This is a genomic window from uncultured Oscillibacter sp., assembly GCF_947654275.1.
Classification (GTDB): Bacteria; Bacillota; Clostridia; order Oscillospirales; family Oscillospiraceae; genus Oscillibacter.
Genome location: NZ_CANTJS010000022.1, coordinates 15,395 through 42,004 on the forward strand (window position 1 = coordinate 15,395; position 26,610 = coordinate 42,004).

Below are 26,610 nucleotides of genomic sequence, written 5' to 3' on the forward strand. Positions count from 1 at the left end.
CAGGCCTCGGGCTCGAATCATTCCTGAAGGACAGGACAAAATAGATGTAGCCTGCTGGGTTCGAGGTTCGGAATGCTCCGGCAGGCTGCATGTTTTAGAAGGAGTGTACCCATATGGCGATTTTATCCGGGCTGGAGCCCAAGGCGGTCTTTGAATATTTTGAAAAGCTCTGTTCCGTGCCCCACGGCAGCGGCAACACCAGACAGATCAGCGACCTCTGCGCCGGCTTTGCCCGGGAGCTGGGCCTTCGCTGCCGGCAGGACGAGGCCAACGACCTTGTGATTTGGAAGGACGCTTCTCCCGGCTATGAGAACGCCGCCCCCGTCATTCTCCAGGGGCACATGGACATGGTCTGCGCCAAGACGGAGGACTGCGCCAAGGACATGGCGAAGGAGGGCCTGGATCTCCGCACCGACGGGGAGTGGGTCTGGGCGGAACAGACGTCCCTGGGCGGGGACAACTGCATCGCCGTGGCCATGATTCTGGCCATTCTGGCGGATGACAGCCTGCCGCACCCGCCCTTGGAAGCGGTGTTCACCGTGGACGAGGAGACGGGCATGGACGGGGCCTTTGCCCTGGACTGCTCCGACCTCAAGGGCCGGCAGCTGCTGAATCTGGACTCCGAGGAGGAGGGGGTGTTCACCGTTTCCTGCGCCGGGGGCATGCGGGTGGACTGCCTCCTGCCGGGCCGGCAGGCGCCGCTGACGGGAGAGACCGGTTATGCCGTTTCCATTTCCGGCCTCCAGGGGGGCCACTCCGGCGCGGACATCCACAAGGGCCGGGGCTCCGCCAATCAGCTAATGGGCCGGGTGCTGTTCAGCGCCATGGAGAAATTCCCCGGCCTCCGTCTGGCGGACATCCGGGGCGGCCGGTTCGACAACGTGATTTGTTCGCGGAACAATGCCCTTGCCGCGGTCCCGGCGGGGAAAGAGGCGGAATTCGAGTCCTTCATCCGGGAGTTTGACGGCATCCTGAAAAACGAGTACGCCGGCTGTGACGAAAACGTCGCCCTGAGCTGTGAGACGGCGCCGCTGGACGCCGCCCTGACGCCGGAGGACACCTCTGCCGTGCTTCATGTGCTGCTGGCTCTGCCCCAGGGGGTTCAGGCCATGAATGTGGATTTCCCCGGCCTGGTGCAGACCTCTTTGAACCTGGGCGTGATGAAGATGGAGGCCGACGGCCTGCACTTTACCGTCTCCATCCGCTCCTGCATTGCCTCTCAAAAGGAAATGATGCTCCAGCGGGTCCGGGCCCTGGTGACCCACGCCGGCGGCTCCGCCGTTTCCCGGAACGCCTATCCCGGCTGGCAGTACGCCCGGCAGTCCGCCATGCGGGACCGGCTGCTGTCGGTGTGGAAGGAGCTCAGCGGCCGGGAGGGCCGGATTGAGGCCACCCACGGCGGACTGGAGTGCGGCTTGTTCATCGAGAAGATGCCCGGTCTGGACGCGGTATCCCTGGGGCCGGAGCTCCACGACGTCCATTCCATCCGGGAGAAGCTCAGCGTCCCTTCCACGGAACGGGTCTACCGGCTGGTTCTGGAATTTTTGAAGCGGAGCCGCTGAGACCGGCGGAAAGGTCCTCCATACAGACTGAAAACGGCCCCGGACCTGTCACAGGTCCGGGGCCGTTCTGGCGTTCTCAGCGGTGATAGAGCTTCTTGGTCTCGTATTGGGCCTCGCAGGTGATTTGCAGGCCCAGCTTTTTGTAGACGCCGTTGTCCGTGGATGAGAGGATGACGGTGGCGTGGGCCTGGCAGTCCCGGAGATTGGCCAGCTGGTCCAGGGCCCTGGCGGCCAGGGGGTCCGCCTTAGCGCTGGTGGCCAGGGCAATCAGGATTTCGTCGCTGTGGAGCCGGGGGTTGACGCTGCCCAGATACTGCACCTTCAGGCGCTGGATGGGCAGGATGGACTCCGGCGAAATCAGGTGGACGCCCTTCTCGATGCCTGCCAGGGCCTTCAGAGCGTTGAGGAGAGCCCCGGCGGAGGCCCCCATCAGGTCGGAGGTCCGGCCGGTGACGATGCGCCCGTCCTCCAGCTGGATGGCGGCGGCGGGCAGACCGGTTTCCTCCGCCGCCGCCCGGGCGGCAGAGGCTACCGTCCGGATGGAGGCGTCGATTTTGGCCTGCTTCATCAAAAGCTCCAGCTTGTACACCGTTTCGTCGCTGCCCCGGCCCTGGCGGCGCTCGCAGAGGGCGTCGTAATACCGGCGGACAATCTCCTGCCGGGCGGCCTCCCGGACGGCTTCGTCGTCGGTGATGCAGTTGCCCACCATGTTCACGCCCATGTCCGTGGGGGACTTGTAGGGGCTCTCGCCGGTGATGGTCTCGAAGATGGCGGAGAGGACGGGGAAGACCTCCACGTCCCGGTTGTAGTTCACCGTGGTTTCGCCGTAGGCCGCCAGGTGGAAGGGGTCGATCATGTTCACGTCGTTGAGGTCGGCGGTGGCCGCCTCATAGGCCAGGTTCACCGGGTGATTCAGAGGCAGGTTCCAGATGGGGAAGGTCTCGAACTTGGCGTAGCCCGCCTGATGGCCGCGGCGGTATTCATGGTAGAGCTGGGAGAGGCACACCGCCATTTTTCCGCTGCCGGGTCCGGGGCCGGTGACCACCACCAGGGGTCTCCGGGTTTCGATGAACTCGCTTTTGCCAAAGCCGCTGTCGCTGACAATCAGGGGGATGTTGTGAGGGTAGCCCTCAATGGGGTAGTGCCGGTATACCCGGATGCCCAGGTCCTTCAGACGGCGCTGAAAGGCCCCGGCGGCGGACTGGCCCGCCCAGCGGGTGATGACCACGCTGCCCACCAGCAGACCCATGGAGCGGAACGCGTCGATGAGCCGCAGCACGTCCACATCATAGGTGATGCCCAGGTCGCCCCGGACCTTGTTCTTTTCGATGTCGGCGGCATTGATGGCAATGACGATTTCCGCCTGCTCCTTCAGCTGGGTGAGCATCCGGATTTTGCTGTCCGGCGCGAAGCCGGGCAGCACCCGGGCGGCATGGTGGTCGTCAAAGAGCTTGCCGCCGAATTCCAGATAGAGCTTGCCGCCGAACTGGGCGATGCGCTCCCTGATATGGCGGGATTGGGTTTCCACATAGCTTCCATTGTCAAAACCGGTTTTCATCTCTGCTTCCCCCTCATTATGAAATTCACATCCGCCTATTGTAGCACGATTCCCGCCGAATGAAAAGACACTATTTTACTTTTTCCGTTTTTCTCCCGCCCTTTTTTCTCCGCCGGAAAAGGGGCATTTTTTCGCCCTCCGCCCTCTATACTGAACCAGGACGAGAGAAAAGGGGCTGATGTGTTGGCGGAAAAAGGGAAAATACGGCGGTGGACCCGACTGCTGGTGCCCGGACTGATGTTTCAGTCCCTTCTGGTGGGAGGCGGCTACGGCACCGGGGCGGAGATTGCCCGGTATTTCGGCAGATACGGCCTGTGGGGCGGCCTGCTGGGCATGGGAGCGGCGGCGGCGCTGTGGAGCCTGGTCTGCGCCGTGACCTTTGAGTTTGCCCGGGTGTTCCGGACCTGGGACTATGGTTCCCTGATGCGGGCGCTGCTGGGGCGGTGGGGCGTCTGGTATGACCTGTGTTGCTTTGCCATGACGCTGCTGGTGCTGGGGGTGGCGGACGCCACCGCCGGGACCATGGCCGCCCTGGCGGGACTGCCCCCCTGGACCGGCGGGGTCCTGGTGTCCGGCTGCGCCGTCTGGCTGGTGCTCCGGGGCACGGAGGCGGTGGAACGGGCGCTGTCTGTGTGGTCCTATGTGCTCTACGCCGTATATCTGCTGTTTCTTCTGGCGGTGTTCCGGCGCTTCGGCGGCGCGGTTTGCGGAGAGCTGACCCGGTGGGCCGCGGCTCCCGGCTGGCTGGGCAGCGGCCTGCGGTACGCCGCCTATAATCTGGTGATGGTGCCGCTGGTGCTCTACAGCGTCCGGGACGTCGAAAGCCGGAGGGAGGCGGCGGCCTGCGGCCTTCTGGCGGGTCTGCTGGCCATTCTGCCCGGCGTGTTTTTGCTGCTTGCCATGGGCTGCGGGCTGGAGGCCGTTCTGGAGGCGGAGGCCCCTGTCGCCGGCATGTTCCGCATGCTGGATATGGGGTGGCTGCGGGGGCTCTTTGAGATTGTCCTGTTCGGCACGCTGATTGAAACCGCCGCCGGCTTCATCAAAGCGGCGGCGGACCGGGCGGAGGCCGCCTGGAGGGGAAAGGGGGTCCGCCTGACGGCCGCCCTGGGGCTGGCCGCCGCCGGCCTGCGGGTCTCCGCCCTGGGGCTGGGGAATCTGGTGGAACGGGGCTATGGCGCGGCGGGCCGGGTCTTCCTGGTTCTCTACGCCCTGCCTATGCTCACTGTGGGGGTCCGCAAAATTCTGCGGGCTTCATCGCGGAACAGGCGGCGGGGCCGGTTTGTCACATTCAGGCGGCCCAGGGTGATATCCATACTTGTAAAACGCCGGCGCTTATGGTAAACTGATGGTATTCTGGCAAACGAGGTGGAACGAATGGCTTTTTTTGGAGGACAGTCAAAAGCGGCGCCCCAGGTGGACCCGCAGCCCGCAGATATGCGGGAGGAACAGCACAGCGACCTTCCTGAGCTCCCCGAGCCCCGGGATAACACGGTCATCGCCAAGGATATCACCCTGACCGGCCGCCTCAGCGGCGAGGGCGTGGTGCAGATCGAGGGGACCGTGGAGGGCGAGGTCTGCCTGAAGGGCTACGTAATCGTCACAGACACCGGCCGCGTAAAGGGCCCCGTGGAGGCGGACGTAATCCGGGTGGCCGGAAACGTGGAGGGCAGCGTCAACTGCCGGGACCACTTGCAGCTGGAGCGCACCGGCACCATTCAGGGGGACGTCACAACAGTTTCCTTTGTCATCGAGAACGGCGGCTGTCTGAACGGACGGACCACCATGGTAAAGGCAGACGGAAGCGTGGAAAAGACGCCCCGACACGGACCGACCGTTCGGGCTGCGGACACAGAGGAGAACACAGACTGACCGGACAGGACCCGGACCGCCGAATCCCCGGCGGTCCGGGTCCTCCCCTTGAACGGCGCATTCACAGCCGCCGGACGGTTTTTCCGCAGCCCGCTGAAAAGGCCGGGGAAGATGGGCGAGAGAAAGGAGCGGAGACATGGAACAGAACGGCGCGTGGCTGAAATGGGCGGTGGAGCTGCAAAGCATCGCCCAGGCCGGTCTCTATTACGGCAGGGATCCCTTCGACCGCCAGCGGTATGAGCGGATTCGCTCCATTGCCGCCGAGATGCTCAGCCTCCAAACGGAGATTCCCCTGGAGAAGGTCCGGGACCTCTTCTGCTGCGAGACCGGCTATCAGACCCCCAAGCTGGACACCCGGGCGGCGGTTTTTCGGGAGGGCAGGATTCTGCTGGTGAAGGAGCGGGACGGGCGCTGGTCCCTGCCGGGGGGCTGGGTGGACGTGGATTTGTCCGTCAGGGAGAGTGCCGTCAAGGAGGTGCGGGAGGAGGCGGGACTGGAGGTGACGGCGGAGCTGGTCATCGCCGTACAGGACCGGGAGAAGCACAACCGCCCGGTTTACGCCTGTAAGGTGTGCAAGATTTTCATTCTCTGCACGCCTCTGGGCGGCAGCTTCCGCCCCAACCTGGAGACGGTGGAACGGGGCTGGTTCTCCCTGGAGGACCTGCCGCCCCTGGCGGAGGAAAAGAACACCAGGGAGCAGGTGGAGCTGTGTTTTCGGGCCCGGGCGGCGGAGCGGTGGACCACTCTGCTGGATTAGCGGTCCGGCGGGCCCCGGTTCCCCTGGCAATATTCAAACAGGCGGAGCCTGCGCACCCCATCCTCGAAAACGGACATGCCCGCAAAGGCGGTATGGATAGAACGGCTGTGATATCATCAGCCTGTCAAACAGCGGCTGAAAAGGAGGCCCCTATGTTTTGTGACGGGAGAAGCAAAAAAATTGTGTTCATTGCCCACTGCTTTCTGAACCAGAATTCCATCTCCGATGGGACGGCGGTTTGCCCGGCTGTATGCAGGGAGCTGGTCGAATGCCTGATGAACGCCGACATCGGCATGGTTCAAATGCCCTGCCCGGAGCTGTGCTGTCTGGGCCTGGACCGGGGAAACGCCGAAGGAGCCGGCAGTCCGGTGGTGGTCGAAAACACACGGATTCGCGGGGCGCTGAAACAGGAAAAGGCCAGTCAGACATTAACCCTGCTGGCCGAGGGTGTGGTGCGGCAGATATTGGAATACCGCCGGTTCGGATTTGAAATCCTTGGAATCATCGGGGCAAACCGCTCACCAAGCTGCGGCGTAGACACCACCTCGGACCACAATGAGGAGGTCGAAGGAATGGGGCTGTTTATGGAGGAGCTCTCCCGGCTGCTCTCCGAAAACCGGATATCCGTTCCCATGATCGGCCTGACGGGAAGCGGTCCGATTGCAGAACAGCTGCGGCGGCTCATATAGTGAATCATGTTGAAAACGTGCATGTTGCACGTTTTCAACCGGCGGGCCATGGCCCGCCGGCGTGTGAAACACGCTTGATTCTCTATGAAGCACAAACCAGGGCCGCCAATGCGGCCCTCTGCGGCGAAGGTTCGCCGCAGGGTTGAAAAGAATCGGTTGATTCTTTTCAACTTGTTTGGCTATAACCGCGACGGATTGACCGGGCGGGTTTTGTCCCGCCCCGTCCCCCTAAAGCATGGAGCGCCCGGAAGAACGGGAGGGGACAGAGCCCCGTCCCTGCATGGCATCCCTGTTATAAAATGCGGGCACGCCCCGGGGGCAAAATGCTCTTGCCATTGCGCCGGGCTTCTGGTATAATGACCCTGTAACAGCAATTGCCGCCCGCCGCCGTCCGGCGCGGGCCAAATCATACGGTCAGCGAGGTGTTTGATATGGTTGGAGCGATTTCCGGGGCGGGATACAGCCCCTACGCGGTTTCTCTCTATACCCGTCAGCAGCAGGCGGAGCAGACCCGGCAGGCCCGGACCGCCCAGGACGGCAGCGCATGGGCCGTGCGGCGGCCGGCCTCTCCCGAGACGCCGGTCCAGCCGGTCAGCCCGGTCCGGAGGGTGTCGGCGGATGAGGCCTCTATTCCGGCGCTGCTGAGCCGGATGGAAAACGACCCCGCCGCCATGGCGGGCCGGATGCGGATACAGTACGGCGACGTGACGCCGGAGGGCCGGTTCGCGGAGAACGGCGGAGACGCTGTCCGGGGCCCGGAGCTGGCGGCGCTGGAGGGCCGTCTCTCCAGGGCGGAGGACGCCCTGGCCCGGAACGATCTGACCCAGGCCGACGGCATTTTGAAGCAGGACCCGCCTGCCCAGGGAGCGGCGGACCTGCCTGAGGCACAGAAGCCAGGAGCGGAAAAACTGGGTGCAGAAAACCCGGGGGCAGAAAACCTGGGGGCGGAAAAGCAGGCGGCGGAGCGTGCTGAGAACGGGTCCGAAGCCGGCGGCGTCCAGGGCGCGCAGAAGGCTCTGGAGGAAGGCGAGTGCCAGACCTGCAAGGAACGGAAATATCAGGACGGGTCCGATGACCCCGGTGTTTCCTTCAAGACGCCCACCAATATCGCGCCGGAGCAGGCGGCCTCCGCCGTCCGGGGCCACGAGATGGAACACGTCTACCGGGAGCAGGCCAAGGCAGAGCGGGAGGACCGGAAGGTGGTCAGCCAGACAGTGACCATGCACACGGAAATCTGCCCGGAGTGCGGGGAGTCCTTTGTCTCCGGCGGCACCACCCGCACCGTCACCAAGGCGGACACGGACAACGCCGCCCGGCAGGACTTGGCCCGGCAGAGCAGGGAAGAGGAAAAGACCCGTACGCCCTTCTCGGCGGTGGCCTGACAGAATTCCCGAATGCGGGAATCATAATATTTGATTGAGGCCGTTTGGCTTGCCGCCGCAAGGGGCGGCAGCCGCAACGCATGGCGCATATGACTTCCGTCGTTTCGGTTCGGAGGCAGCCGCATGGAACCCTGGACCGTCCGGAATCCCCGGGCGGTCCTGTTTTGTCCGGGGGCCGTCACAAAATTTCAATGCTCCGGAACCTTTTGGCTGGAAAAGCCGTCTTACTCTGTAGAGACGAAGATCGGAAGCTCGAGAAAATGAAATTAGAAGAAGCAATTGAACGATTGGAAGACGGAACAGGAGGATGAAAGGATGAACAGGAAATTTGGAGCCCTGGCCCTGGCGGCCCTGCTGGCCGCCCTGACCCTCACCGCCTGCGGAGGAAGCGCCAAAGGAGACACCGCGGCCGCCAGTCCTTCCGGCTCCATGGACTACGCCTACGAGATGGAAGGCGGCTATGGAGGAGGGGAGGACTTCGGGGGACTGTTTTACGGCCCGCAGGAACCCGAGGCAGCGTCCCCGGACGAGGGGGAGACGAACGCCGGAGAGGACCGTCTGGCCAACGCCAAGATGATCTACTCCGCCAGCATCGAGGCCCAGACCATGGAGTTCGATACCTGCGCCGCCGATTTGGAAACCCTGGTGGAGCAGACGGGGGGCTATCTGGAGTACGCCTCCGTCCACAGCTACGGCGACGGCTACCGAAGCGGGAGCTATACCGCCCGGATTCCCGCCGCCCGGTTCACCCTTTTCCTGAAGAGCGTGGGGGACATCGCCCATGTCACCTGGCAGGAGAAGAGCAGCGAAAACATCAGCGAGGCGTATTACGACCTTGAAAGCCGCCTCACCACCCAGCGGACCAAAATGGAGCGGCTTCAGGCCCTGCTGGCCAGGGCGGAGAATATGGAGGACATCATTACCATCGAGTCCGCCATTGCCGAAACGGAGTATCAGATTGAGCAGCTCACCGGCTCCCTCCGCCATTACGACGCCCTGGTGGATTTCTCCACCATTCAGATTCAGCTCCGGGAGGTGGCCCGGCTCTCCGACGTGGAGACCACGCCACCCAGCTTTTCCACCCGCCTGAGCGCCGCCTTCTCCGGGGGACTGGTCAATTTTGGCGACATCCTTCAGTGGATTGCCATTTTCGCGGCCTATAACTGGATCTGGCTGCTGGTTCTGGCCGGAATCGTGCTGATCGCCGTGAGGACTGCCCGCCGCCGGGCAGAGCGGCAGGCCGGGCCCTCCCCGGAGGAGGAGCGGCAGGGGTTCTCCCTGGGCCGGAAGAAGAGGAAAGACGCAAAAAAACCGGATGACAAACAACCCAAAGACTGATATACTGAAGGGGCGGACCGCGGTCCGCCCCTCAGGCTGTCAAAAAAGTCTTTTTGCCAGCCTGAGCAAGTTTTCAAAACTTCCAAAAAGTTTTGAAAACTTTTTGATTGAACATGAGGGAAAAACCCTGATGGTTTTTCCCTCAAGCTCCCTTTTCCTTCCGTGCAGAAGAACATCCTTAAAAAATAAAGGAGGAACCCGCGATGAAACTGTTCTGGCTGGGCCACGCCTGCTTTCTGGTGGAGCAGGACGGCTATACCATTCTGCTGGACCCCTACACCGGCGTGGAGGGTTATCCGCCCCTGTATGAGACCGCCGTCCGGTCCACGAATCCCAGGATGAAGGAGGGGGGCGTGTGTATCCGGATCCCCGTCCGGATGCATATAGAGTATACAGACGGGCCGGTCACCCCTGGGGAGGAAAAAATCTATGTCAACAGGGTCCTGTGCAGCCACGGCCACTTTGACCACAGCGCCGTGGAGCTGACGGCGCTTTTGCCGGAGGCCCCCTGTCCCTTTACCATCCGCACCGTGGAGACCTTCCACGACGACCAGGGCGGAGCCCTCCGGGGAAACAACACCGTCCATATCCTCTCGGCGGGGGGCGTCACCGTGGCCCACCTGGGTGACCTGGGCCACCAGCTTTCACCGGAGCAGATTGCGGAGATCGGCCCTCTGGACGCCGTCCTCATTCCCGTAGGCGGCACCTATACCGTGGACGCGGCGGGGGCCAGGGCCGTCTGTGAGGCCCTGAGACCCGGGTGCGTCGTCCCCATGCACTACCGACACGCCCCCTATGGCCTGCCCAATGTGGGCGGCGTGGAGGAATTTTTGGAGCTGTGGCCCGGGGAACAGGTCCACCGGCTGGACGGACCTCTCTGCGAGATCACCGGCGGCTGTTCCGGCGTGCTGGCGCCGCGCTTTTCCGAGGAGGGCTGAGATGTACCGATACATATTGTTCGACCTGGACGGTACCCTGACGGACTCCAAGGAGGGCATCGTCAACAGTGTCCGCTGGACCCTCCGGAAAATGGACGCGCCGGTTCCGGAGGAGGAGATTCTCCAGCTGTTCATCGGCCCGCCCTTACAGGACTCCTTTGAGCGGTTCTGCGGCTTTTCCCCGGAGCGGGCCGGCGAGGCCGTGGCCGTGTTCCGGCAGCGCTATCTGCCGGTGGGCCAGTTTGAGAACCGGGCCGCGCCGGGGGCGGCGGAGCTGCTGGCCCGGCTGAAGGGGAAGGGCTATGTGCTGGCCCTGGCCTCATCCAAGCCTGAGGAGCTCTGCGTCTCCATCTGTGAGCGCTTCGGCTTCACGCCTCACCTGTCCGCCATTGTGGGCAGTCCGCCCCTGGGCGACCGGAGCAAGGCCGACGTCATCCGGGAGGCCATGGCCCAGCTGGGTCTGACGGAGGCGGACCGGCCCGCCATACTGATGGTGGGAGACCGGAAGTTTGACGTGCTGGGGGCCCGGGAATGCGGCGTGGACTGCGCGGGCGTGCGGTTCTTCGGCTACGCGCCGCCGGGAGAGCTGGAGGAGGCCGGCGCCATCGCGGTGACGGAGACCGTGGAGGAGCTGGAGGCGTTTATTCTCAGTCATTGAGGACCTATTCACATAAAGACGGAAACGGAGGAAATCATTATGACCTATCAGGAGATTCTGGAACAGGCCCGGGGCTGTGTGGGCCCCTACTGCAAGGCCTGCCCCACCTGCAACGGCCTGGGCTGCCGGAACACGGTTCCCGGCCCCGGGGCCAAGGGCATCGGCACCGGCTTCATCCGCAACTACCAGAAGTGGCAGGAGCTCTGCGTCAACATGGACACCATCTGCGAAAACGGACCGGTGGACACCGCCTTTGACTTCTTCGGTCAGAGGACGGACCTGCCTGTGTTCGCCGCGCCCATCGGAGCCATGAAGCTCCACTATGGCGACAAGTACGACGATCTGGCCTATAACGACATTCTGGTGGCCGCCTGCGCGGAGGCGGGGACCCTGGCCTTTACCGGCGACGGCACCAACCCCGCCGTCATGGAGGCCGCCGCCAAGGCCCTGACCGCCTGCGGAGGCCGGGGCGTACCCACCATTAAGCCCTGGAACATCGAGACCATCCGGGAAAAGCTGGCCCTGGTGAAGGCCGCCGGGCCCGCCGCCATCGCCATGGACATCGACGCGGCGGGACTGCCCTTCCTGAAAAACCTCCAGCCTCCCGCCGGCAGCAAAACCGTGGCGGAGCTGCGGGAGATTGTGGACATGATGGAGGGGATTCCCTTCATCCTCAAGGGCATCATGACCGTCCGGGGGGCGGAGAAGGCCCTGGAGGCCGGAGCCAGCGGCATCGTGGTCAGCAACCACGGCGGCCGGGTGCTGGATCAGTGCCCCTCCACCGCCGAGGTCCTGCCCGGCATTGCTGACGCCGTGGGCGGCAGAATGACCATTCTGGTGGACGGCGGCATCCGGACCGGCATGGACGTGTTCAAGGCCCTGGCCCTGGGGGCCGACGGCGTGCTGATTGGCCGGCCCTTCGTCACCATGGTCTACGGCGGCGGCGCCGAGGCCGTGAAGGTGTACGCGGACAAGCTGAAGGCCGAGCTGGCGGATACCATGGCCATGTGTGGGGCCCACTCCCTGAAGGAAATCCGGCGGGATATGATTTATGGATATTGAGCGCTGACAGAAACGCGGAAGGCCGCCGGGAGTCCGACAGACTCCCGGCGACCTTTTTGCGTTTTTGCGTCTTTTTGTCTTTATGCCCTCATGTTTTCATGACTGGGGATGCTTCCCCTTCTCCCGCAGATGCTCCACCAGAGCGCAGACCAGCTGAATGTCCTTCTCCGTAAGGCCGGAGACGTTCACCGTGGCCGAGGAGGCAACCCCCAGCAGATAGTCCGTGGATACCTTGAACAGTCTGGCCAGTTCGACAATATACTGGGTAGAGGGAACGGAAATGCCCATCTCCCAGGCGTTGACGCTGGAGCGTGTAATTCCCAGCCGTTTCGCCAGCTCGGTCTGCGTCATGCCCCGCTGATCCCGAAGCAGCTTGATTCTCGCGGCAACCATTCCATCACCTCCGCTGCCTGTATTTTAAAACATCAAAATGATATTTCATTATCATAATGGTGTTTATAATTGACAAGCTGGGTGATTTCTATTATACTTGAACTGCCGCCGGGAGCGGCGGCAGGAAACGACAGACAGAAAAAGGAGACACAGTTATGAAATTTTGCTCAAATTGCGGGAAAGAGGTTTCGGATCAGGCGGTGGTCTGCCCCCACTGCGGCTGCGCGGTGCAGGGCGGGGACAGTGTGGACATTCCCAGCACGGGACTGAATATACTGAGCTTCTTCTTCCCCCTGGTGGGACTGATCCTGTATCTGGTGTTTCGGGACAAAACCCCCAGGAAGGCGTCCGCTCTGGGGAAATGGGCCCTGATCGGCTTCATTGCCGGCATTGCATTTACCGTTCTGATGTACGGGTGCAGCGCGGCGCTGCTGTTTTCCGCCATCTGAGGAAGAGCCTGAAATGCAAAAAGCCCCTTGCGGGCGGGGAAGGAGACGGGAGACCGTCTCTTTCTTTGTTCGGCAATAGAGACCTTTTTTCCCGCCCTCCTCCGCCCCGGCGGAGACGGAGAAAATCCGACAGGCTCCGGGAGGCTCCGAAGGGCTTCGGAAGGTTTCGAAGGGCTTCGAAAAATTTCGAAAGATTTCAAAAAATCCAAAAAAGTTTAGGAGAATTCCGCCGGAGGGGATGACAAGCCGGGCGGATTTTGTTAAACTGAAATTATAGTCAAACAAGCTGAAAGGAATCAACAGTTTTTTCAGCTCCGGGGCGAAATGCCGCCGCAGATGGCCGCATTTGCAGCCGCGGTTTGGACTTCATAGCGAACAAGGCGTGCTTCCCACGCCGGCGGCCTTTGTCCGCCGGTTGAAACCGTGCGGTTTGCAGGCTTCAGCCTTGTTCACGAGATTCTGAAGAGGCCCGCGGGGCGGGTCCGATGACTGGAGGAATATGGTATGCGCATCACCGTTCTGGACGGATACACCGAAAACCCCGGGGACCTCAGCTGGGCAGGGCTGGAGGCCCTGGGAGAGCTGACGGTCTATGACCGCACCAGCCTCACCGATGAGGAGGAGATTGTCTCCCGCATCGGAAACGCGGAAATTGTCGTCACCAACAAGACCCCCGTCAGCCGCGCCGTTCTGGAGCGGTGTCCCGGGGTCAGGCTGATCGCCGTGCTGGCCACCGGCTACAACGTCGTGGACTGCGCCTGCGCCCGGGAGCGGGGGATTCCCGTCTGCAACGTGCCGGTGTACGGCAGCCGGTCTGTCAGCCAGTTTGCCATTGCCCTGCTGCTGGAGGTCTGCCACCACATCGGCCACCACAGCCGGACGGTCTATGACGGAAAGTGGCAGAATCATGAAGACTGGTGCTACTGGGACTACCCCCTGATCGAGCTGGCGGGGAAGACCTACGGCCTGCTGGGCTGCGGCAATATCGGCATTCACACCGCCGAAATCGCCAGGGCCCTGGGAATGCAGGTCATCGCCTATGACGCCAGGGAGACCGAGGCCGGTCATGCCCTGGGCGTGGAGTATGTGACGCTGGACGGGCTGTTTGCCCGGTCCGACGTGCTGGGGCTCCAGATGCCCCTGCTCCCCTTTAACACCGGTATCATCAACCGGGAAACCATAGCCAAAATGAAAGACGGCGTTATCATCATCAACAACAGCCGGGGACAGATGGTGGTGGAGCAGGACCTGGCCGACGCCCTGAATTCCGGCAAGGTGGCCGCCGCCGCTCTGGATGTGGTGTCCACCGAGCCCATCCGGGAGGACAACCCCCTGCTGAAGGCCAGGAACTGCATCATCACGCCGCATATGTCCTGGGGCGCCAAGGAGAGCCGCCAGCGCATCATGGACTGCACCGTGGAGAATGTGAAGGCCTTCCTGGCGGGCGCGCCCATCCATGTGGTGAATCCATAAGCAGAGAAAGAGCAGGACGAAAAGCGGAAAAGGTCGAAAGAGCGCAAAAACACCCCTCCGGGCAGGAGGGGTGTTTTTATGTCCGGCGCGGTGACTGCAAACCCAAATCACGGCCCGTCGAAGCGGGAGAGGTTTATTAAAAGCGGCGATGGGATAAGGCAAAAAGCCAGCCGCGAACCAGAACGGACCGCGGCTGAATGCGAAAGCAAAAGCAAAAGATTCCCGCCTGAGTGCCGTTTTCAGCAAGGCCGGAAAGGCTACGGTGTTGGGAATTATTTTGGGGTCCCCCGCCGGAACCCAGCGAAGCGGTTCCGGTGGGGAAGCGAAGAAAAAGCCCGTTCGGCGAATAAAAAGCCCTAAGGCTTTTTATCGCCTTAGGACTTTTTCTGAGCTGGAGCGGGCAACGAGGCTCGAACTCGCTACCTCCACCTTGGCAAGGTGGCGCTCTACCAGATGAGCTATGCCCGCGGGAACAAGAAGTATCTTAGCAGAGTTCCGCCTTTCTGTCAAGGGGTTTGCTCCATTTTTTTCATATTTTTTTATCGGCTATATTGCCCTCCGGGGTATCTGACGGCATGGGACCGTCCCCGTTCTCTTGCTCGCCCTCCGGTTCTTCTTCGCCCCCCGGTTCCTGTTCGCCCGTTGGTTCTTTTTCGCCCGCTGGTTCCTTTTTGCCCTCCGGCTCTTCTTCGCCCTTCGGTTCCTGTTCGCCCTCCGGTTCTTCTTCGCCCTCCGGTTCCTCTCCGTCCTCCGGATTTTCGCCTTCCCCGTCCTCCTCCGGAAGCTCCGGGGGGTCCAGAAGGAATTCCACCAGCCCCGGTTCCTCTGGGTTGGGGTAGAAGTTCACTACCCAGGCGGGCGTCTCCGTCAGACCCTGTTCCTCGCGGAGAAGGGCCACAGATTCCTCCAGCCGGGTCAGGCCGGTTTCGCCCCAATAGCCCATGCGCACCGCCAGCTCCTTCTGACCGCCGGCCAGGGCGGCGGCCAGAAGGCTGTACAGCGCTTCAGGGCTGGTGGCGTTTACGACGGACTGAATCTGTTCCAGGCTGCGGCGGTAGCTGATGCGGATTGCCGCCTCATAATAGCCCCGCTGGGCCTGGCTGGAGGACGTGATATACTCCACAGCATAGGCCCCCATGGGGGTTTCCTGCTGGATTTCCGCGGCGGCCCGCTCCAGCGTGTCCGCCACGGACAGGTCGCTCTCGAAGTTATAGAGCCGCAGGGTGGCGGTCTCCCGGTGCTGGCCGATGAGCAGCAGAAGGTCGTTGACGATATCCTGGTGGTTTTCCGCCCGGAGGGTGCCGGCGGCCTCGCTCTCCCAGAACTTGCTGCTGTGAGGCTCGGATACGGAATAGGTCCGTTCCAGCAGCGGCGCGCAGCCCGTCAGCAGGCACAGAGCCAGCAGCATACAGCAGATGGTTTGCCGCATCGGCGGACCTCCTTTCCCGTTTCCCGTGAGATGCCGGCAGACTGGCGAAGGACATTACATGCCCAGGTCCTCGTCAATCAGCAGCACTTCGGCCTCCATGCCCATCATGGGGCCCCAGAGGGTCACCAGTCCCCGGCAGATGCGCTCCGGGCTCCTGCAGTCATAGCACCGGTCCCCCTTGACGGCGCAGGGGGTTTTCCTGCCCAGCCGCTGGGCGTTCCGGGGGGAGGCGATATTCCGGGCCCGCCAGACCGCTGCGTCTACGGTGGGGGCCAGCTTGTTCCGTCCGATGACAAAATAGACCTTTTTGTGGCCGAACAGGGTGGAGGCCACCCGGTTTCCCGCGCCGTCGATGTTCACCAGCTCCCCCGTCTCCGCCAGGGCGTTGACAGAAGTCAGGTAGATGTCCGCGGTCTGGGCCTCCCGGCGGGCGGCGGCGGCGTCCTCCCATTTCCAGTGCCAAATGGTTTTGCAGCGCTTCCCCAGGCGCTCGTAAAGCCCCAGGGCGTCCAGGGTGACGGAGCCGCCGAAGCCCACGGTCATCCCCGTGACGGCGCCCTCCAGATAGTCCGCCGCCTCCGCGCCGGTGGGGAAGAGCCGGACGGTGTAGCCCCGGTCCTCCAGATTTTTTTTGACAGTCTCCAGCTTCATATCATCTGTACTCCTCTCTGTGCTGTGTGCCGGGTGAAAGGGTTTTCCGGGTCAGATTTCGTCCTTCTGATACTGCCGGAAGCCCCGGCCCATGACCTCGTGGGCGTCGCAGACAATCAGGAAGGCGGCGGGGTCCAGGTCGTGAATCTGCCGCTTGATTTCCACAATCTCCCGCTGCTTGAAGGCAATCATCAGCACCTGCTTCTCCGCACCGGTATAGGCCCCGTGGCCCTGGAGGATGGTGACGCCCCGGTGCTGGGACCGCATCAGGCTGTCGGCAATGTCCCGCCAGCGGTCCGAAACGATGTAGGCCACCCGGGAGTTCTCCATGCCGTAGAGAATGGAATCCATCACCTTGGAGCTGATGACCATTTTCACAATGCCGTACAGCAGGGCGTCCAGCGTGCCGAAGGCCGCCGCCACCACCAGCATCACCAAGAGATTGGGAACCATCAGCAGATCCCCGATGGGGAGCCAGGGCCATTTCAGCTTCATCAGCTTGCCCACGATGTCCGTGCCACCGGTGGTGGCCCCCTGGGCGAAAATCATGCCGCTGCCCACGCCCATCACCCCGCCGCCGTAAAGACAGGCCAGGAAGGGGTCCATGGGTCCGAAGTCATACAGAAGGGCGAAGACGTCTATAGCGGCGGAGCTGGCCAGCATGGCATAGAGAGAGGACACCAGCATGTGGCCCCCCAGCTTCCGCCAGCCCACCGCAAACAGCGGTACATTCATGGCGATGGTCAGCAGGCCCACCGTCAGCGGCGGGCAGTAAAAGTGAATCACCTGAGCCAGGCCGGTGACGCCGCCCATGGCGAACTGGTTGGGTGCGATGAACCAGGCGAAGCCCAGAGCGTAGATCAGACAGCCCGCGGTGATGAGTCCGTAGCTTTTCACCAGACGCTTCATGTGGTCTCCTCTCCGCCGGGGCCGTCCGGAAGAGTCAGCTGCTTTTCCTCGGAGTCCTCCTGCCGCAGCAGGGCTCCCGCCGCGGGAACGGCCCGGACCCGGTAGCGGCTGGGACTGACAATGCCGGTCTCCTCCAGGGGGCGGACGGTGTCCAGCTGGTGCTTGGGCTTCAGCGTCATCACCGCCACGCCCTGGGTGGTCCGGGTGGTCTTGGGGGCCAGCAGGGCGGTGCTGAGAATCAGGCAGCGGGGCTCCGTGGAGCAGACCGCAAGCTCCCGTTCCCGGTCCAGACGGATGATGGCCCGCAGGGGGGCCTTGTCGGAGTAGGCCCCTGTGAGCTTGCGGCGGTTGGAGGCGGTCTGATAGGCCTTCAGCTCCACCCGGGCCGCCTTGCCGTTTTCAAAGAAGAAAATCAGCCCGCCGGAATAGTCCCCCGGCAGCACCATGAAGATGACGCTCTCCCCGGCGTCCATGCCCAGCTTGGCCGGGAGATAATCCCCCAGGACGCTGGCCTTGGCGTCGTCGAACTCCGTCAGCCGGGTCTTGTAGACCTGACAGCGGTCGGTGAAGAACATGACCTCGGCGGCGCTGTCGGTCTCGAAGCTCTGGCGGAGGCCGTCCCCCTCCTTGAACTTCTGAGCCCCGCTCATCCGGAGGCTCTGAGGCGTGATCTTCTTGAAATATCCCTCCCGGGAGAGGAAGACATGGACGGGGTAGGCCGCCGGGGTTTCGTCCACTGTCACCTCCGGCAGCTCGTGGGCGTAGACGATGGAGGTGCGGCGGGGCTCGCCGTACTTCTTTGCCGCCTCCTTCAGCTCGTCCAGTATGAGTTTCTTCACCCGGCGGGGATTCTGCAGGGTGTCCTCCAGGTCGTCAATCTCGTTCTGAAGGGCCTCGGTCTCCTGGACCCGTTTCAGGATGTACTCCTGATTGATGTTCCGCAGCCGGATTTCCGCCACATATTCCGCCTGAACCTGGTCGATGCCGAAGCCGATCATCAGGTTGGGAACCACCTCGGCCTCCGCCCCGGTCTCCCGGATGATTCGGATGGCCTTGTCAATGTCCAGCAGGATGCGCTTCAGGCCTTTGAGCAGGTGGAGCTTTTCCTTCCGCTTTCCCAGGACGAAGAACACCCGCCGCCGGACGGACTCGGTGCGCCAGGCGGTCCACTCCTCCAGAATCTGCCGGACCCCCAGCACCCGGGGCTGTCCGGCGATGAGGACGTTGAAGTTGCAGGAAAAAGCGTCCTCCAGGGGGGGCTGCCGGAACAGCCGCGCCATGAGCTTCTCCGGGTCTGCCCCCCGTTTGAGGTCGATGGTGAGCTTGAGGCCGGAGAGGTCCGTCTCGTCCCGCATGTCGGCAATCTCCCGGGCCTTGCCCGCCTTGATGAGCTCCGCCACCTTGTCCAGAATGGCCTCGGTGGAGGTGGAATAGGGAATCTCGTAAATCTCAATGAGGTTTTCCTCTTTGACATAGCGCCATTTGGCCCGGACCTTCACGCTGCCCCGGCCGGTGCTGTAAATCTCCCGCAGGGCGTCCGGGTCGCAGATGAGCTCGCCGCCGGTGGGGAAGTCCGGCCCCAGCAGGGTGTCCGCCAGGTCGCAGTCCGGATTTTTCAGATAGGCCGCCGTGGTCTCGCAGACCTCCCGCAGGTTGAAGCCGCAGAACTGAGAGGCCATGCCCACGGCGATGCCGCTGTTGGCGGACACCAGGATGTTGGGAAACGTGGTGGGCAGCAGGGCGGGCTCCTTCATGGTGTTGTCATAGTTGTCCACAAAGTCCACCGTGTCGCTGTCGATGTCCCGGAAGAGCTCCTGACAGATGGGGGTCAGCCTGGCTTCGGTGTACCGGGGGGCGGCCCAGGCCATGTCCCGGGAATAGTGCTTGCCGAAGTTGCCCTTGGAGTCCACGAAGGGGGTCAGCAGGGCCCCGTAGCCCCGGCTGAGGCGGACCATGGTGTCATAAATCGCCGTGTCGCCGTGGGGGTTCAGCTTCATGGTCTGGCCCACGATGTTGGCGGATTTGGTCCGGGGCTTGGTCAAAAGGCCCATGGTGTACATGGTGTACAGGAGCTTGCGGTGGGAGGGCTTGAAGCCGTCGATCTCCGGAATGGCCCGGGAGACGATGACGCTCATGGCGTAGGGCATGTAGTTGGTTTCCAGGGTGTCGGTGATGGGCTGCTCCACCACCGCGGCGTGGAGGCCCATGACGTTGGGGTTTCCGGCTTTGGGCTTTCTGGTTTCGGGTGTTTTCTTTTTCGGCATACTGTCTATTCCTTACTTAAAATCCAATTCACAGGGTTGTTTTAAACGTATTCGGGGGTGCTTTCAAGGTCTTTTCGGTTGCGGATGATGTGGTCATAATAGCTGAACTGCCATAATTTTGTTTCAGAAGGCATCCCCGGGTTTCGATATCGCCGGTCCGTCTTCATGGTGCCGGTAATATTTTGCAGGGTGCGGGCTCTGTCCCGTTAAGTCAACGCAACCCCCAGCAGTCCCAGGGCAAACAAACTGTCCAGCGCCAGGAGAAAGGCCCCCATGCGGCGGGAGACCTTCCGCCGGTTTTCCGGCGTATCCGGGGCGATGGGGGCCTTCTCCCAGCGGAGCAGGTAGATGCCGCCGTTCTGATAGAAGCAGAACAGGCCGGACAGGTCCGTCAGCAGGAAAGCCAGGCCTGCCAGGAAGAAGAACGCCGCGCACAGTCCGCCCCAGATCAGAAAGAACAGCTCCGTTTTTTCCATGGCGGGGCCTCCTCACTCCTGCGGGGCCCCGTCCGGAGCGTCCAGGGCGTCCGGGACGGCGGTTTTGACGGCCCAGCACAGGGCCAGGGCGGAGACCAGGATGGACGCCGCCAGAATGCAGAGCGCGTTATTCATTTCAGGGTCTCCTGTATATTGCCGGAAATCTCGCCGGGGAAATTGGGCTTTCCGGTGTCAGGTGTTTTCTTCTTTGGCATTTTTTGTTTCCGCGTTCAGCGGAGGCTGAACGCGCCTCCTCTTTTGGTTTCCGTTGCTATTTGAGTTCAGGGTCCTCTGTCCGGCCCAGGAGATAGTCCACAGAGCAGTCCAGATAGTCGGCGATTGCGACAAGAATATCGGAGGATACTTTTGATGTGGGCTTTGCCCGCCATTTGCTGAACAGGCTGTCCGAAATTCCAATGGCAGTCGCTACATGGTTTGGAACAATGTTCCTCTCCTTCAGGATGTTCAGGATTCTTTCTGTATGTTCCATTATGGTTCCTTCCTGGTGAATATGATAATCGGAGCATGAAAATATTCAGGTATTGACTTCATGAATAAATTCAGGTATACTAAAAGCATCTTATTCGATCTTAGGCGGGGAGTGCTGAGTGATATGGCTGACAGTAAGCAGAGAAAGCAAAAAAGCAAACGCGTCTGCGTGACCATGACCGAGCAGGACCATGAACATCTGACCCGGCTGGCGTATGAAACCCTGCGCACCCGGTCCGGTTATCTGAGGTGGCTTCTGCACCGGGATTTTACAGAAAGAGGCGTTGACTATAGGAATAAATGAGAAGGGGGGGACCGGTTTCCCCCGGCGGGAGTCCAGAGGGCGGGGCCCTCTGGCGGGTGTGGGCGGAGCCCAATCTTACGAAATGTCTGCCATCTCTAAATATTTATATCCGTTCTCGGCAATGTGCTCCTTCCGCCCCTGGAGGTTGTCCCCCAGCAGCAAATCGAACACCGCCGCCGTCCGCTCCACGTCCTCGGGCATGACCCGAATGAGCCGCCGGGTCTCCGGGTTCATGGTGGTGAGCCACATCATGTCCGGGTCGTTCTCGCCCAGACCCTTGGAGCGGTCAATCTTGACCTTTTTCCCCTCCAGGGATTTGACAATGTCGTTTTTCTCCCGGTCTGAGTAGGCGAACCAGGTTTTTTCACCAGAGGTGATTTCAAAGAGGGGGGTCTCAGCGATATAGACATAGCCCTCCCGGATCAGGGTGGGGGTCAGCCGGTAGAGCATGGTGAGGACCAGGGTGCGAATCTGGAAGCCGTCCACGTCGCCGTCGGTGCAGATGACCACCTTGCTCCAGCGGAGGTTCCCCAGGTCGAAGGAGGACACATCTTTGGCGTGCTTGTTCTGGACCTCCACGCCGCAGCCCAGGACCTTGATGAGGTCCGTGATGATGTCGCTTTTGAAAATCCGGGCGTAGTCCGCCTTCAGGCAGTTGAGAATTTTGCCCCGGATGGGCATGATGCCCTGATATTCCGAGTCCCGGGCCAGCTTCACGCTGCCCAGGGCGCTGTCGCCCTCCACGATGTAGATTTCCCGGCGGCCGGGGTCCTTGGTCCGGCAGTCCACGAATTTCTGAACCCGGTTGGCAATGTCGACGCTGCCGGAGAGCTTTTTCTTGATGTTCAGCCGGGCTTCCTCCGCCTTCTCCCGGCTGCGCTTGTTCAGAAGAATCTGCTCACCGATTTTTTCCGCGTCGAAGTGGTTTTCGATGAAATAAATCTCCAGATTGGACCGGAGGAATTCCGTCATGGTCTCCTGGATGAATTTGTTGGTAATGGCTTTTTTCGTCTGGTTTTCATAGCTGGTCTGGGTGGAAAAGTTGCTGCTGACCAGAATCAGGCAGTCCTCGATATCCGCCCAGGTGATTTTGCTCTCGTTTTTCTGGTACTTCCCCTGTTCCCGGAGGTACTTGTCCACGGCGGAGACGAAGGCGAACCGGGCGGCCTTCTCCGGGCTTCCCCCGTGCTCCAGCCAGCTGGAATTGTGATAATGCTCCACCACGCTGACCCTGTTGGAAAAGCAGAAGGACGCCGACAGCTTCACCTTATACTCCGGCTTGTCCGCCCGGTCCCGGCCCTTCTTCTCCCCCTGCCAGAACACCGGGGCGGTGAGGCTTCCCTCGCCCGCCAGCTCGGCCACATAGTCGGCAATGCCGTTTTCATAGACGAAGTCCTGGGTCTCAAAGGTATCCGCCCCGGTCTGGGTCCGGACGTGGAAGGTGACCCCGGCGTTGACCACCGCCTGCCGCTTGCAGACGTGGGCGAAGTACTCCGGCGGAATGGCAATGTCGGTGAATACGTCCAGGTCGGGGAGCCACCGGGTCCGGGTGCCGGTCTTTTTGCTCTGGGACCTGGGCAGGGGTTTTTTCTCCAGCTCCCCCACGATTTCGCCCCGCTCAAAATGGAGATGGTACTCAAAGCCGTCCCGCCAGACGGTGACGTCCATATAGCGGGAGGCGTACTGGGTGGCGCAGGAGCCCAGGCCGTTGAGCCCCAGGGAGTATTCATAATTGTCGCCGGATACGTTGTCGTATTTTCCGCCGGCGTAGAGCTCGCAGAATACCAGTTCCCAGTTGTATTTCTGTTCCTTCTCGTTCCAGTCCACCGGACAGCCCCGGCCCGCGTCCTCCACCTCCACGCTGTGGTCCAGATAATAGGTGACGGAGATGGACGTGCCGTGGCCCTCCCGGGCCTCGTCGATGGAGTTGGACAGAATCTCGAACACCGCGTGCTCACAGCCGTCCAGCCCGTCGGAGCCGAAAATCACCCCGGGGCGCTTCCGCACCCGGTCGGCCCCCTTCAGGGCGGAAATGCTGTCGTTTCCATAGGCTTGCTTCTTTGCTGTCATATATCCTCCCAAGCTGGCAAGATGGGCGGAGAAATCCGCCATAAAAAATCCGGATTGCAAAGAATCCGGGTCGTCCGTATGGTTCTCCGGGGCGGCCCCCGGGCGTTTGGGGCTATTGTAGCACACTTTTTCGCCGGGTTCAACCCTTCCGGCAACAAAGTATGTCACGTTTTTTCCGCGGTTTCGCGCCCTTTTTCGGGCCGGAGGGGCATTTTCCGCCCCTCCCGGTTCCCGTTCCGCCGGGAGCCGCCCCCGCCGCCTCCGGAGACGTCCAAACGCCTCTGCGGCAGTGCGTTGGTACTTTCGTACGGAAACCTTGAATTCTGAACGAAATGGTCTTCTTTCCCTTGACGCAGGGGCGGGAAGCGCCTATAATAAAGCTGTACAGCCGGAGGGCCGGAAGGCTTATGCCGCAAGGGCCCGCGCCCTTTCCGGACGCGGAGGGCAGGGGAAAATTCACGCGAAAGCGCGTTTTATATAAATTGTACTGGGGCATGCCCCAGTGTGCTGTCTCCAGAGGAGACAGCACAAAGACCTTTGCAGAAGGGAGAGTGGATTATGGAAATCCCCCAGAAGAGAAAGCGGATATTTGGCGGTGTGCTGCTTCTGCTGATGGCCTCGCTGGCCTTGGCCACGGCGGTTCTGGCGGCCAGCGGACAGTGGGCGGAGAGCGGCTCCTACAGTCTGGTGATTCAGAAGCAGTTCGCCACCGTGACGGAGCAGCCGCAGCTGGGCCCGGACGGCAAGCCGGTCCTTGGCCCGGACGGCCAGCCAGTCATGAAGGAAGTGGAGATTCCCGAGGAGGTTCTGGATGCGGCGAAGGAACAAACCTACCGCTTCCACATCAAGGGCTATTACCTGGAGAGACAGGGCGACGGGTCGCTGAAGGAAATCGAGATTGACGACATTGTGGAGATCGGACCGAAGTCGGAGGAGTGGAAGCCGGACGAAAGCGAGGAGGGCGTCCTCCCCTGGAAGATGTCAAAAACCCTGTACGCGCCGGGTCCCATCCACGTCACGGTGACGGAGATTACCAACGACGTGACTCTCAAGGTGGAGGGCATTGATTACAATATGGGCGACTCCCGGGTTGAAATGAGCACCCTGTTTACAGAGAGCCCCCAGATTCGGAACCTGAACAGCAACGGCAAAATCAGCATCTCCCGGCCCTCGACAAAGCTGGTTCACACAGGCGGCGACGCCTTTGAAGAGGTGGAGGTCACCACCGAATCCGCCTTCCGGATTCACAGCGAATGGCCCTGGAATGATAACACGGTGGTCAAGCCCGGCAACTGGAAGGCGTTTGACGAGACGGTGCCGCTGGTTCCCGGAAAAGAAGGCTACCGGTGGACCGGCCTCTCGGCGGGGAAGTATACCATCGAGGACCTGTCCGTCTCCGGCTATAACATCCAGCTGGGAGAACGGAGTGAGGAGGTCCAGGCGGGGGACACCGGTACCTTCTACATCAACAGCAAGCCCGGCAGGCTGGTGATTACCGCAGGCGGCACAGCCGGCGACGGCGGGAAGCACTATTATACGGTGGAGCGGGTCAATGCCCCTGGGGATGCGGAGCCCTTTGAAAAGCGGACCACCGAGGCCGTCGTGTCCGGAGCGGCCTATACGCTTGAAAACCTGCCCCGGGGCGAGTATGAGGTGACGGAGTACCGCGTTACCGATGTGCCCACCAAATTTACAGTCAATGTGGCCGAGACGGAGGAAAACCCTGTAACAAAATATTTGTTGAGCAAATACTTCACAGATAGCTCGGCGTCCAAGCCGAAAATGTGGACACTGAACGCCGGCGGAGATTATATTGATACATTCAAATACGGCCCGATGCAGTATCTCAAAGATGGAAAGTATGTAGCCGTTTCTTCGACGGTGACCTATGACATGTATTATGGTCAGTACAAGGACGAGGACTCGAATCAATATACTTATTGGAGCCAGAAGGGTAAAAAGGCAAATACACGATACAGCTCAACAAGGAAGTTTACACCTTATCAGGGAGTGTTGTGGTTCGGCGTACATAATGTTCAGAATCCCTCCAATATGCCTGCACCTGCAAGACTTCAAATCCAGTGGACGGAGCACACCAGAAAAGAAGAAAGCATCTACACACCGGAACTTGCCAACGTCAATTATTCTTACACTGTAGACGAACGGGGCTGGATGGAGATTACCGCGCCGACGGTCGATTCCGGCCAACCCGGCGCGAACGAGATCACCTACACCTATGAGCTCCGGAAGGAGGAAGACGGAGCTGCTGAGACGCTGACCCTGACCCCTGGCGAAACCCGCAGAATAGAGGGTCTGGAGGCGGGCAGTTATCTCCTGATGGAGAAGGTGAACCTGGACCAGCCGGACGGCTTTACCATGAAGATTTCCGGCGACCCCTTCGGCTCCAACGAGGCGGGAAAGGCCTTTGAGCTTACCGTGAAGGGCGACCGCCAGCTGACCATCACGAAGCCGCAGAGCACCCAGGACGGAGGCCGGACCTATACCTTTGAGATTGAGCAGACAGACGGCAACAAAGCGTTCAAAAAGACCGTGACCCTCAAGGCGGGGGCGAGCGACAGCAGCATCGTCCTCCCAGAGGGCAAATACACAGTTACGCCCACGGACGACATGACCGAGGTGTTCCAGCTGACGTGCAGCGACACCAGCCAGGTTCAGGCGGCGGTTCCTTCTACCAGCTCCGCCACTGTGACCTTTACCAATGTGTTCACGCCGGGTACCATGGGTTACCGGTACGTCCACGAATACTACCTGAAGGACAACAAAGGGAACTACCACTACGAGGGGAACAGCCCCATTACCACGGTGGGCGGACGGAACGACGCGAGTGAGTTCTACGGTTCCCTTGATATCACAAAGGAACCGAATTTCAGGTTCGCCGGCTCGGACGGCAAGCCGCAGACTTATGCCTATGAGTATATGCCCGAGAAGAACGCCTACGGGTATGTGACCGAAACGCCCTGGACCGGGAAACCCGGCTCGGATTTCCACCCGTTGAACGAGGGCACGGAAAAGGACAGCGGCAAAACGCTCTATTATCATTCGGACGATACGCTGGGCAGTCAGAAGTACATCGGAGTCACTGAGGATAAGAGCCAGATTATTGTTCTGCGCTATTTCCGGGTGCTGCCGGAGGACCAGAAGGGCAGCTACAAGTATGTCCATGTGTACTACCTCCGGGATGCCGAGGGCGACCACTGGGAGGGCACCAGCGCAATCACCACTGTGCCCGGCCAGCTTGGAATGACCTATTCCGCCAAAAACGTCACTTTGAAGCCTGATTACAAGCCGGCGGGCAGTGAAAAGACCTACCGCTATGTCCATAATAACCGGCCCGACTACGGCAAGCTGACCGACGATCACACCGCTCCGTTTATAGAGCTGGTTCCCGTCACGGATGATCCGGCAGACCCGAATCATCACCACTATCTGCCCAACAGCGGCGCGGACAGCGTTTTAGCCACAGAGGACGGACAGAATATCATCATCCTGCGCTATTACCGGGAAGTCGGGTCGGAGGAGACCACCGGCTCTTACCAGATTGTCCACGAGTACTACTATCAGGAGGACATGGAGGACCAGGGCGGCGTTGGAGACGGCTCTGAGGAAGAGCCCACGGCTCCGGAGCCCGAGGACGGCGGCCCCGAGGCGCCTCCCCCCGTTCAGGACGAGGAAACCGGCGGAGCCGAGGATACGCCTCCCGCTCAGGACGGGGAAACCGGCGGAGCCGAGGATACGCCTCCCGCTCAGGACGAGGGGACCGGCGGAGCCGAGGATACGCCTCCCGCTCAGGACGAGGGAACCGGCGGAGCCGGGAATACGCCTCCCGCTCAGGACGAGGGAACCGGCGGAGCCGGGAATACGCCTCCCGC

At 61.4% G+C, this 26,610-nt stretch carries 22 protein-coding genes, 1 tRNA gene and 1 pseudogene; 13 read left to right on the plus strand and 11 right to left on the minus strand.

Annotated features, from left to right (window positions below):
* Nucleotides 1-113: 113 nt before the first annotated feature.
* Nucleotides 114-1,562, plus strand: a complete 1,449-nt coding sequence (locus Q0063_RS07680) for an aminoacyl-histidine dipeptidase (RefSeq protein WP_297871394.1) — start codon at nucleotides 114-116, stop codon at nucleotides 1,560-1,562.
* Between the two features lie 76 nt (nucleotides 1,563-1,638).
* Here the strand turns inward: Q0063_RS07680 and Q0063_RS07685 are convergent, their stop codons facing one another.
* The gene (locus tag Q0063_RS07685; RefSeq protein ID WP_297871395.1) at nucleotides 1,639-3,120 is read right to left on the minus strand and encodes a DUF1846 domain-containing protein; all 1,482 of its coding nucleotides are present in this window, start codon (nucleotides 3,118-3,120) and stop codon (nucleotides 1,639-1,641) included.
* Between the two features lie 183 nt (nucleotides 3,121-3,303).
* On the opposite strand from Q0063_RS07685, the gene Q0063_RS07690 reads away from it, so the two are divergent.
* The 9 genes from Q0063_RS07690 (at nucleotide 3,304) to Q0063_RS07730 (ending at nucleotide 11,813) form a co-directional block, all read left to right on the plus strand.
* Nucleotides 3,304-4,461 (plus strand): hypothetical protein, encoded by a 1,158-nt coding sequence (locus tag Q0063_RS07690; RefSeq protein ID WP_297871396.1) that lies wholly within the window; start codon nucleotides 3,304-3,306, stop codon nucleotides 4,459-4,461.
* Nucleotides 4,462-4,494: 33 nt separating this feature from the next.
* The gene (locus tag Q0063_RS07695; RefSeq protein WP_297871397.1) at nucleotides 4,495-4,989 is read left to right on the plus strand and encodes a polymer-forming cytoskeletal protein; all 495 of its coding nucleotides are present in this window, start codon (nucleotides 4,495-4,497) and stop codon (nucleotides 4,987-4,989) included.
* Between the two features lie 136 nt (nucleotides 4,990-5,125).
* Entirely contained in the window at nucleotides 5,126-5,746 is a 621-nt protein-coding gene (locus tag Q0063_RS07700) for an NUDIX hydrolase (RefSeq protein ID WP_297871398.1), read from the plus strand.
* A 152-nt stretch (nucleotides 5,747-5,898) separates the two neighbouring features.
* Nucleotides 5,899-6,435: a CD3072 family TudS-related putative desulfidase gene (locus Q0063_RS07705; RefSeq protein ID WP_297871399.1), complete on the plus strand. Its 537-nt coding sequence runs from the start codon at nucleotides 5,899-5,901 to the stop codon at nucleotides 6,433-6,435.
* A 431-nt stretch (nucleotides 6,436-6,866) separates the two neighbouring features.
* Nucleotides 6,867-7,817 carry a hypothetical protein gene (locus Q0063_RS07710; RefSeq protein WP_297871400.1) on the plus strand — a complete coding sequence of 317 codons (951 nt, stop codon included), beginning with the start codon at nucleotides 6,867-6,869 and terminating at the stop codon, nucleotides 7,815-7,817.
* Nucleotides 7,818-8,132: 315 nt separating this feature from the next.
* Nucleotides 8,133-9,155 (plus strand): DUF4349 domain-containing protein, encoded by a 1,023-nt coding sequence (locus tag Q0063_RS07715; protein WP_297871401.1) that lies wholly within the window; start codon nucleotides 8,133-8,135, stop codon nucleotides 9,153-9,155.
* A gap of 203 nt (nucleotides 9,156-9,358) precedes the next feature.
* Nucleotides 9,359-10,093 (plus strand): MBL fold metallo-hydrolase, encoded by a 735-nt coding sequence (locus tag Q0063_RS07720; RefSeq protein WP_297871402.1) that lies wholly within the window; start codon nucleotides 9,359-9,361, stop codon nucleotides 10,091-10,093.
* Nucleotide 10,094: 1 nt separating this feature from the next.
* Complete coding sequence (locus Q0063_RS07725) at nucleotides 10,095-10,751, plus strand: HAD hydrolase-like protein (protein WP_297871403.1); 657 nt, start codon at nucleotides 10,095-10,097, stop codon at nucleotides 10,749-10,751.
* A gap of 39 nt (nucleotides 10,752-10,790) precedes the next feature.
* On the plus strand, nucleotides 10,791-11,813 hold the full coding sequence (locus tag Q0063_RS07730; protein ID WP_297871404.1) for an alpha-hydroxy-acid oxidizing protein: 1,023 nt from the start codon (nucleotides 10,791-10,793) through the stop codon (nucleotides 11,811-11,813).
* A gap of 96 nt (nucleotides 11,814-11,909) precedes the next feature.
* On the opposite strand, the gene Q0063_RS07735 is transcribed toward Q0063_RS07730, so the two are convergent.
* Nucleotides 11,910-12,206, minus strand: coding sequence for a helix-turn-helix domain-containing protein (locus tag Q0063_RS07735; RefSeq protein WP_297871405.1), 297 nt, complete (start codon nucleotides 12,204-12,206; stop codon nucleotides 11,910-11,912).
* A gap of 155 nt (nucleotides 12,207-12,361) precedes the next feature.
* Here Q0063_RS07735 and Q0063_RS07740 point away from each other — a divergent pair, with 155 nt between their 5' ends.
* Together Q0063_RS07740 and Q0063_RS07745 are read left to right on the plus strand one after the other, a co-directional pair.
* The gene (locus tag Q0063_RS07740) at nucleotides 12,362-12,655 is read left to right on the plus strand and encodes a zinc ribbon domain-containing protein (protein WP_297871406.1); all 294 of its coding nucleotides are present in this window, start codon (nucleotides 12,362-12,364) and stop codon (nucleotides 12,653-12,655) included.
* Nucleotides 12,656-13,159: 504 nt separating this feature from the next.
* Nucleotides 13,160-14,128, plus strand: a complete 969-nt coding sequence (locus Q0063_RS07745) for a D-2-hydroxyacid dehydrogenase (protein ID WP_297871407.1) — start codon at nucleotides 13,160-13,162, stop codon at nucleotides 14,126-14,128.
* A gap of 392 nt (nucleotides 14,129-14,520) precedes the next feature.
* On the opposite strand, the gene Q0063_RS07750 is transcribed toward Q0063_RS07745, so the two are convergent.
* The 9 genes from Q0063_RS07750 to Q0063_RS07790 form a co-directional block, all read right to left on the minus strand.
* Nucleotides 14,521-14,596: transfer RNA gene (locus tag Q0063_RS07750), tRNA-Gly, on the minus strand.
* Nucleotides 14,597-14,657: 61 nt separating this feature from the next.
* On the minus strand, nucleotides 14,658-15,557 hold the full coding sequence (locus Q0063_RS07755; protein ID WP_297871408.1) for a hypothetical protein: 900 nt from the start codon (nucleotides 15,555-15,557) through the stop codon (nucleotides 14,658-14,660).
* Nucleotides 15,558-15,611: 54 nt separating this feature from the next.
* Nucleotides 15,612-16,208 (minus strand): lactate utilization protein, encoded by a 597-nt coding sequence (locus Q0063_RS07760; RefSeq protein WP_297871409.1) that lies wholly within the window; start codon nucleotides 16,206-16,208, stop codon nucleotides 15,612-15,614.
* 51 nt (nucleotides 16,209-16,259) lie between these two features.
* Nucleotides 16,260-17,117, minus strand: coding sequence for a YitT family protein (locus Q0063_RS07765; protein ID WP_297871410.1), 858 nt, complete (start codon nucleotides 17,115-17,117; stop codon nucleotides 16,260-16,262).
* Nucleotides 17,114-19,381 carry a DNA topoisomerase (ATP-hydrolyzing) subunit A gene (locus Q0063_RS07770; RefSeq protein WP_297871411.1) on the minus strand — a complete coding sequence of 756 codons (2,268 nt, stop codon included), beginning with the start codon at nucleotides 19,379-19,381 and terminating at the stop codon, nucleotides 17,114-17,116. The genes Q0063_RS07765 and Q0063_RS07770 overlap by 4 nt, the downstream gene beginning before the upstream one ends.
* A 206-nt stretch (nucleotides 19,382-19,587) precedes the next feature.
* The gene (locus Q0063_RS07775) at nucleotides 19,588-19,857 is read right to left on the minus strand and encodes a hypothetical protein (RefSeq protein WP_297871412.1); all 270 of its coding nucleotides are present in this window, start codon (nucleotides 19,855-19,857) and stop codon (nucleotides 19,588-19,590) included.
* 12 nt (nucleotides 19,858-19,869) lie between these two features.
* The gene (locus tag Q0063_RS07780) at nucleotides 19,870-19,992 is read right to left on the minus strand and encodes a hypothetical protein (RefSeq protein WP_297871413.1); all 123 of its coding nucleotides are present in this window, start codon (nucleotides 19,990-19,992) and stop codon (nucleotides 19,870-19,872) included.
* A gap of 136 nt (nucleotides 19,993-20,128) precedes the next feature.
* Nucleotides 20,129-20,347, minus strand: coding sequence for a helix-turn-helix domain-containing protein (locus tag Q0063_RS07785; RefSeq protein WP_297871414.1), 219 nt, complete (start codon nucleotides 20,345-20,347; stop codon nucleotides 20,129-20,131).
* 378 nt (nucleotides 20,348-20,725) lie between these two features.
* Nucleotides 20,726-22,720 (minus strand): type IIA DNA topoisomerase subunit B, encoded by a 1,995-nt coding sequence (locus Q0063_RS07790; RefSeq protein WP_297871415.1) that lies wholly within the window; start codon nucleotides 22,718-22,720, stop codon nucleotides 20,726-20,728.
* A 558-nt stretch (nucleotides 22,721-23,278) separates the two neighbouring features.
* On the opposite strand from Q0063_RS07790, the pseudogene Q0063_RS07795 reads away from it, so the two are divergent.
* Nucleotides 23,279-26,610: pseudogene (locus Q0063_RS07795) on the plus strand (hypothetical protein); the annotation flags it as partial.

Coding starts and splice junctions, on each gene's coding strand:
- Q0063_RS07680 (WP_297871394.1), top strand. CDS start 114: ATGGCGATTTTATCCGGGCTGGAGCCCAAGGCGGTCTTTGAATATTTT.
- Q0063_RS07685 (WP_297871395.1), bottom strand. CDS start 3,120: ATGAAAACCGGTTTTGACAATGGAAGCTATGTGGAAACCCAATCCCGC.
- Q0063_RS07695 (WP_297871397.1), top strand. CDS start 4,495: ATGGCTTTTTTTGGAGGACAGTCAAAAGCGGCGCCCCAGGTGGACCCG.
- Q0063_RS07700 (WP_297871398.1), top strand. CDS start 5,126: ATGGAACAGAACGGCGCGTGGCTGAAATGGGCGGTGGAGCTGCAAAGC.
- Q0063_RS07705 (WP_297871399.1), top strand. CDS start 5,899: ATGTTTTGTGACGGGAGAAGCAAAAAAATTGTGTTCATTGCCCACTGC.
- Q0063_RS07710 (WP_297871400.1), top strand. CDS start 6,867: ATGGTTGGAGCGATTTCCGGGGCGGGATACAGCCCCTACGCGGTTTCT.
- Q0063_RS07715 (WP_297871401.1), top strand. CDS start 8,133: ATGAACAGGAAATTTGGAGCCCTGGCCCTGGCGGCCCTGCTGGCCGCC.
- Q0063_RS07720 (WP_297871402.1), top strand. CDS start 9,359: ATGAAACTGTTCTGGCTGGGCCACGCCTGCTTTCTGGTGGAGCAGGAC.
- Q0063_RS07725 (WP_297871403.1), top strand. CDS start 10,095: ATGTACCGATACATATTGTTCGACCTGGACGGTACCCTGACGGACTCC.
- Q0063_RS07730 (WP_297871404.1), top strand. CDS start 10,791: ATGACCTATCAGGAGATTCTGGAACAGGCCCGGGGCTGTGTGGGCCCC.
- Q0063_RS07735 (WP_297871405.1), bottom strand. CDS start 12,206: ATGGTTGCCGCGAGAATCAAGCTGCTTCGGGATCAGCGGGGCATGACG.
- Q0063_RS07740 (WP_297871406.1), top strand. CDS start 12,362: ATGAAATTTTGCTCAAATTGCGGGAAAGAGGTTTCGGATCAGGCGGTG.
- Q0063_RS07745 (WP_297871407.1), top strand. CDS start 13,160: ATGCGCATCACCGTTCTGGACGGATACACCGAAAACCCCGGGGACCTC.
- Q0063_RS07755 (WP_297871408.1), bottom strand. CDS start 15,557: ATGCGGCAAACCATCTGCTGTATGCTGCTGGCTCTGTGCCTGCTGACG.
- Q0063_RS07760 (WP_297871409.1), bottom strand. CDS start 16,208: ATGAAGCTGGAGACTGTCAAAAAAAATCTGGAGGACCGGGGCTACACC.
- Q0063_RS07765 (WP_297871410.1), bottom strand. CDS start 17,117: ATGAAGCGTCTGGTGAAAAGCTACGGACTCATCACCGCGGGCTGTCTG.
- Q0063_RS07770 (WP_297871411.1), bottom strand. CDS start 19,381: ATGCCGAAAAAGAAAACACCCGAAACCAGAAAGCCCAAAGCCGGAAAC.
- Q0063_RS07775 (WP_297871412.1), bottom strand. CDS start 19,857: ATGGAAAAAACGGAGCTGTTCTTTCTGATCTGGGGCGGACTGTGCGCG.
- Q0063_RS07780 (WP_297871413.1), bottom strand. CDS start 19,992: ATGAATAACGCGCTCTGCATTCTGGCGGCGTCCATCCTGGTCTCCGCC.
- Q0063_RS07785 (WP_297871414.1), bottom strand. CDS start 20,347: ATGGAACATACAGAAAGAATCCTGAACATCCTGAAGGAGAGGAACATT.
- Q0063_RS07790 (WP_297871415.1), bottom strand. CDS start 22,720: ATGACAGCAAAGAAGCAAGCCTATGGAAACGACAGCATTTCCGCCCTG.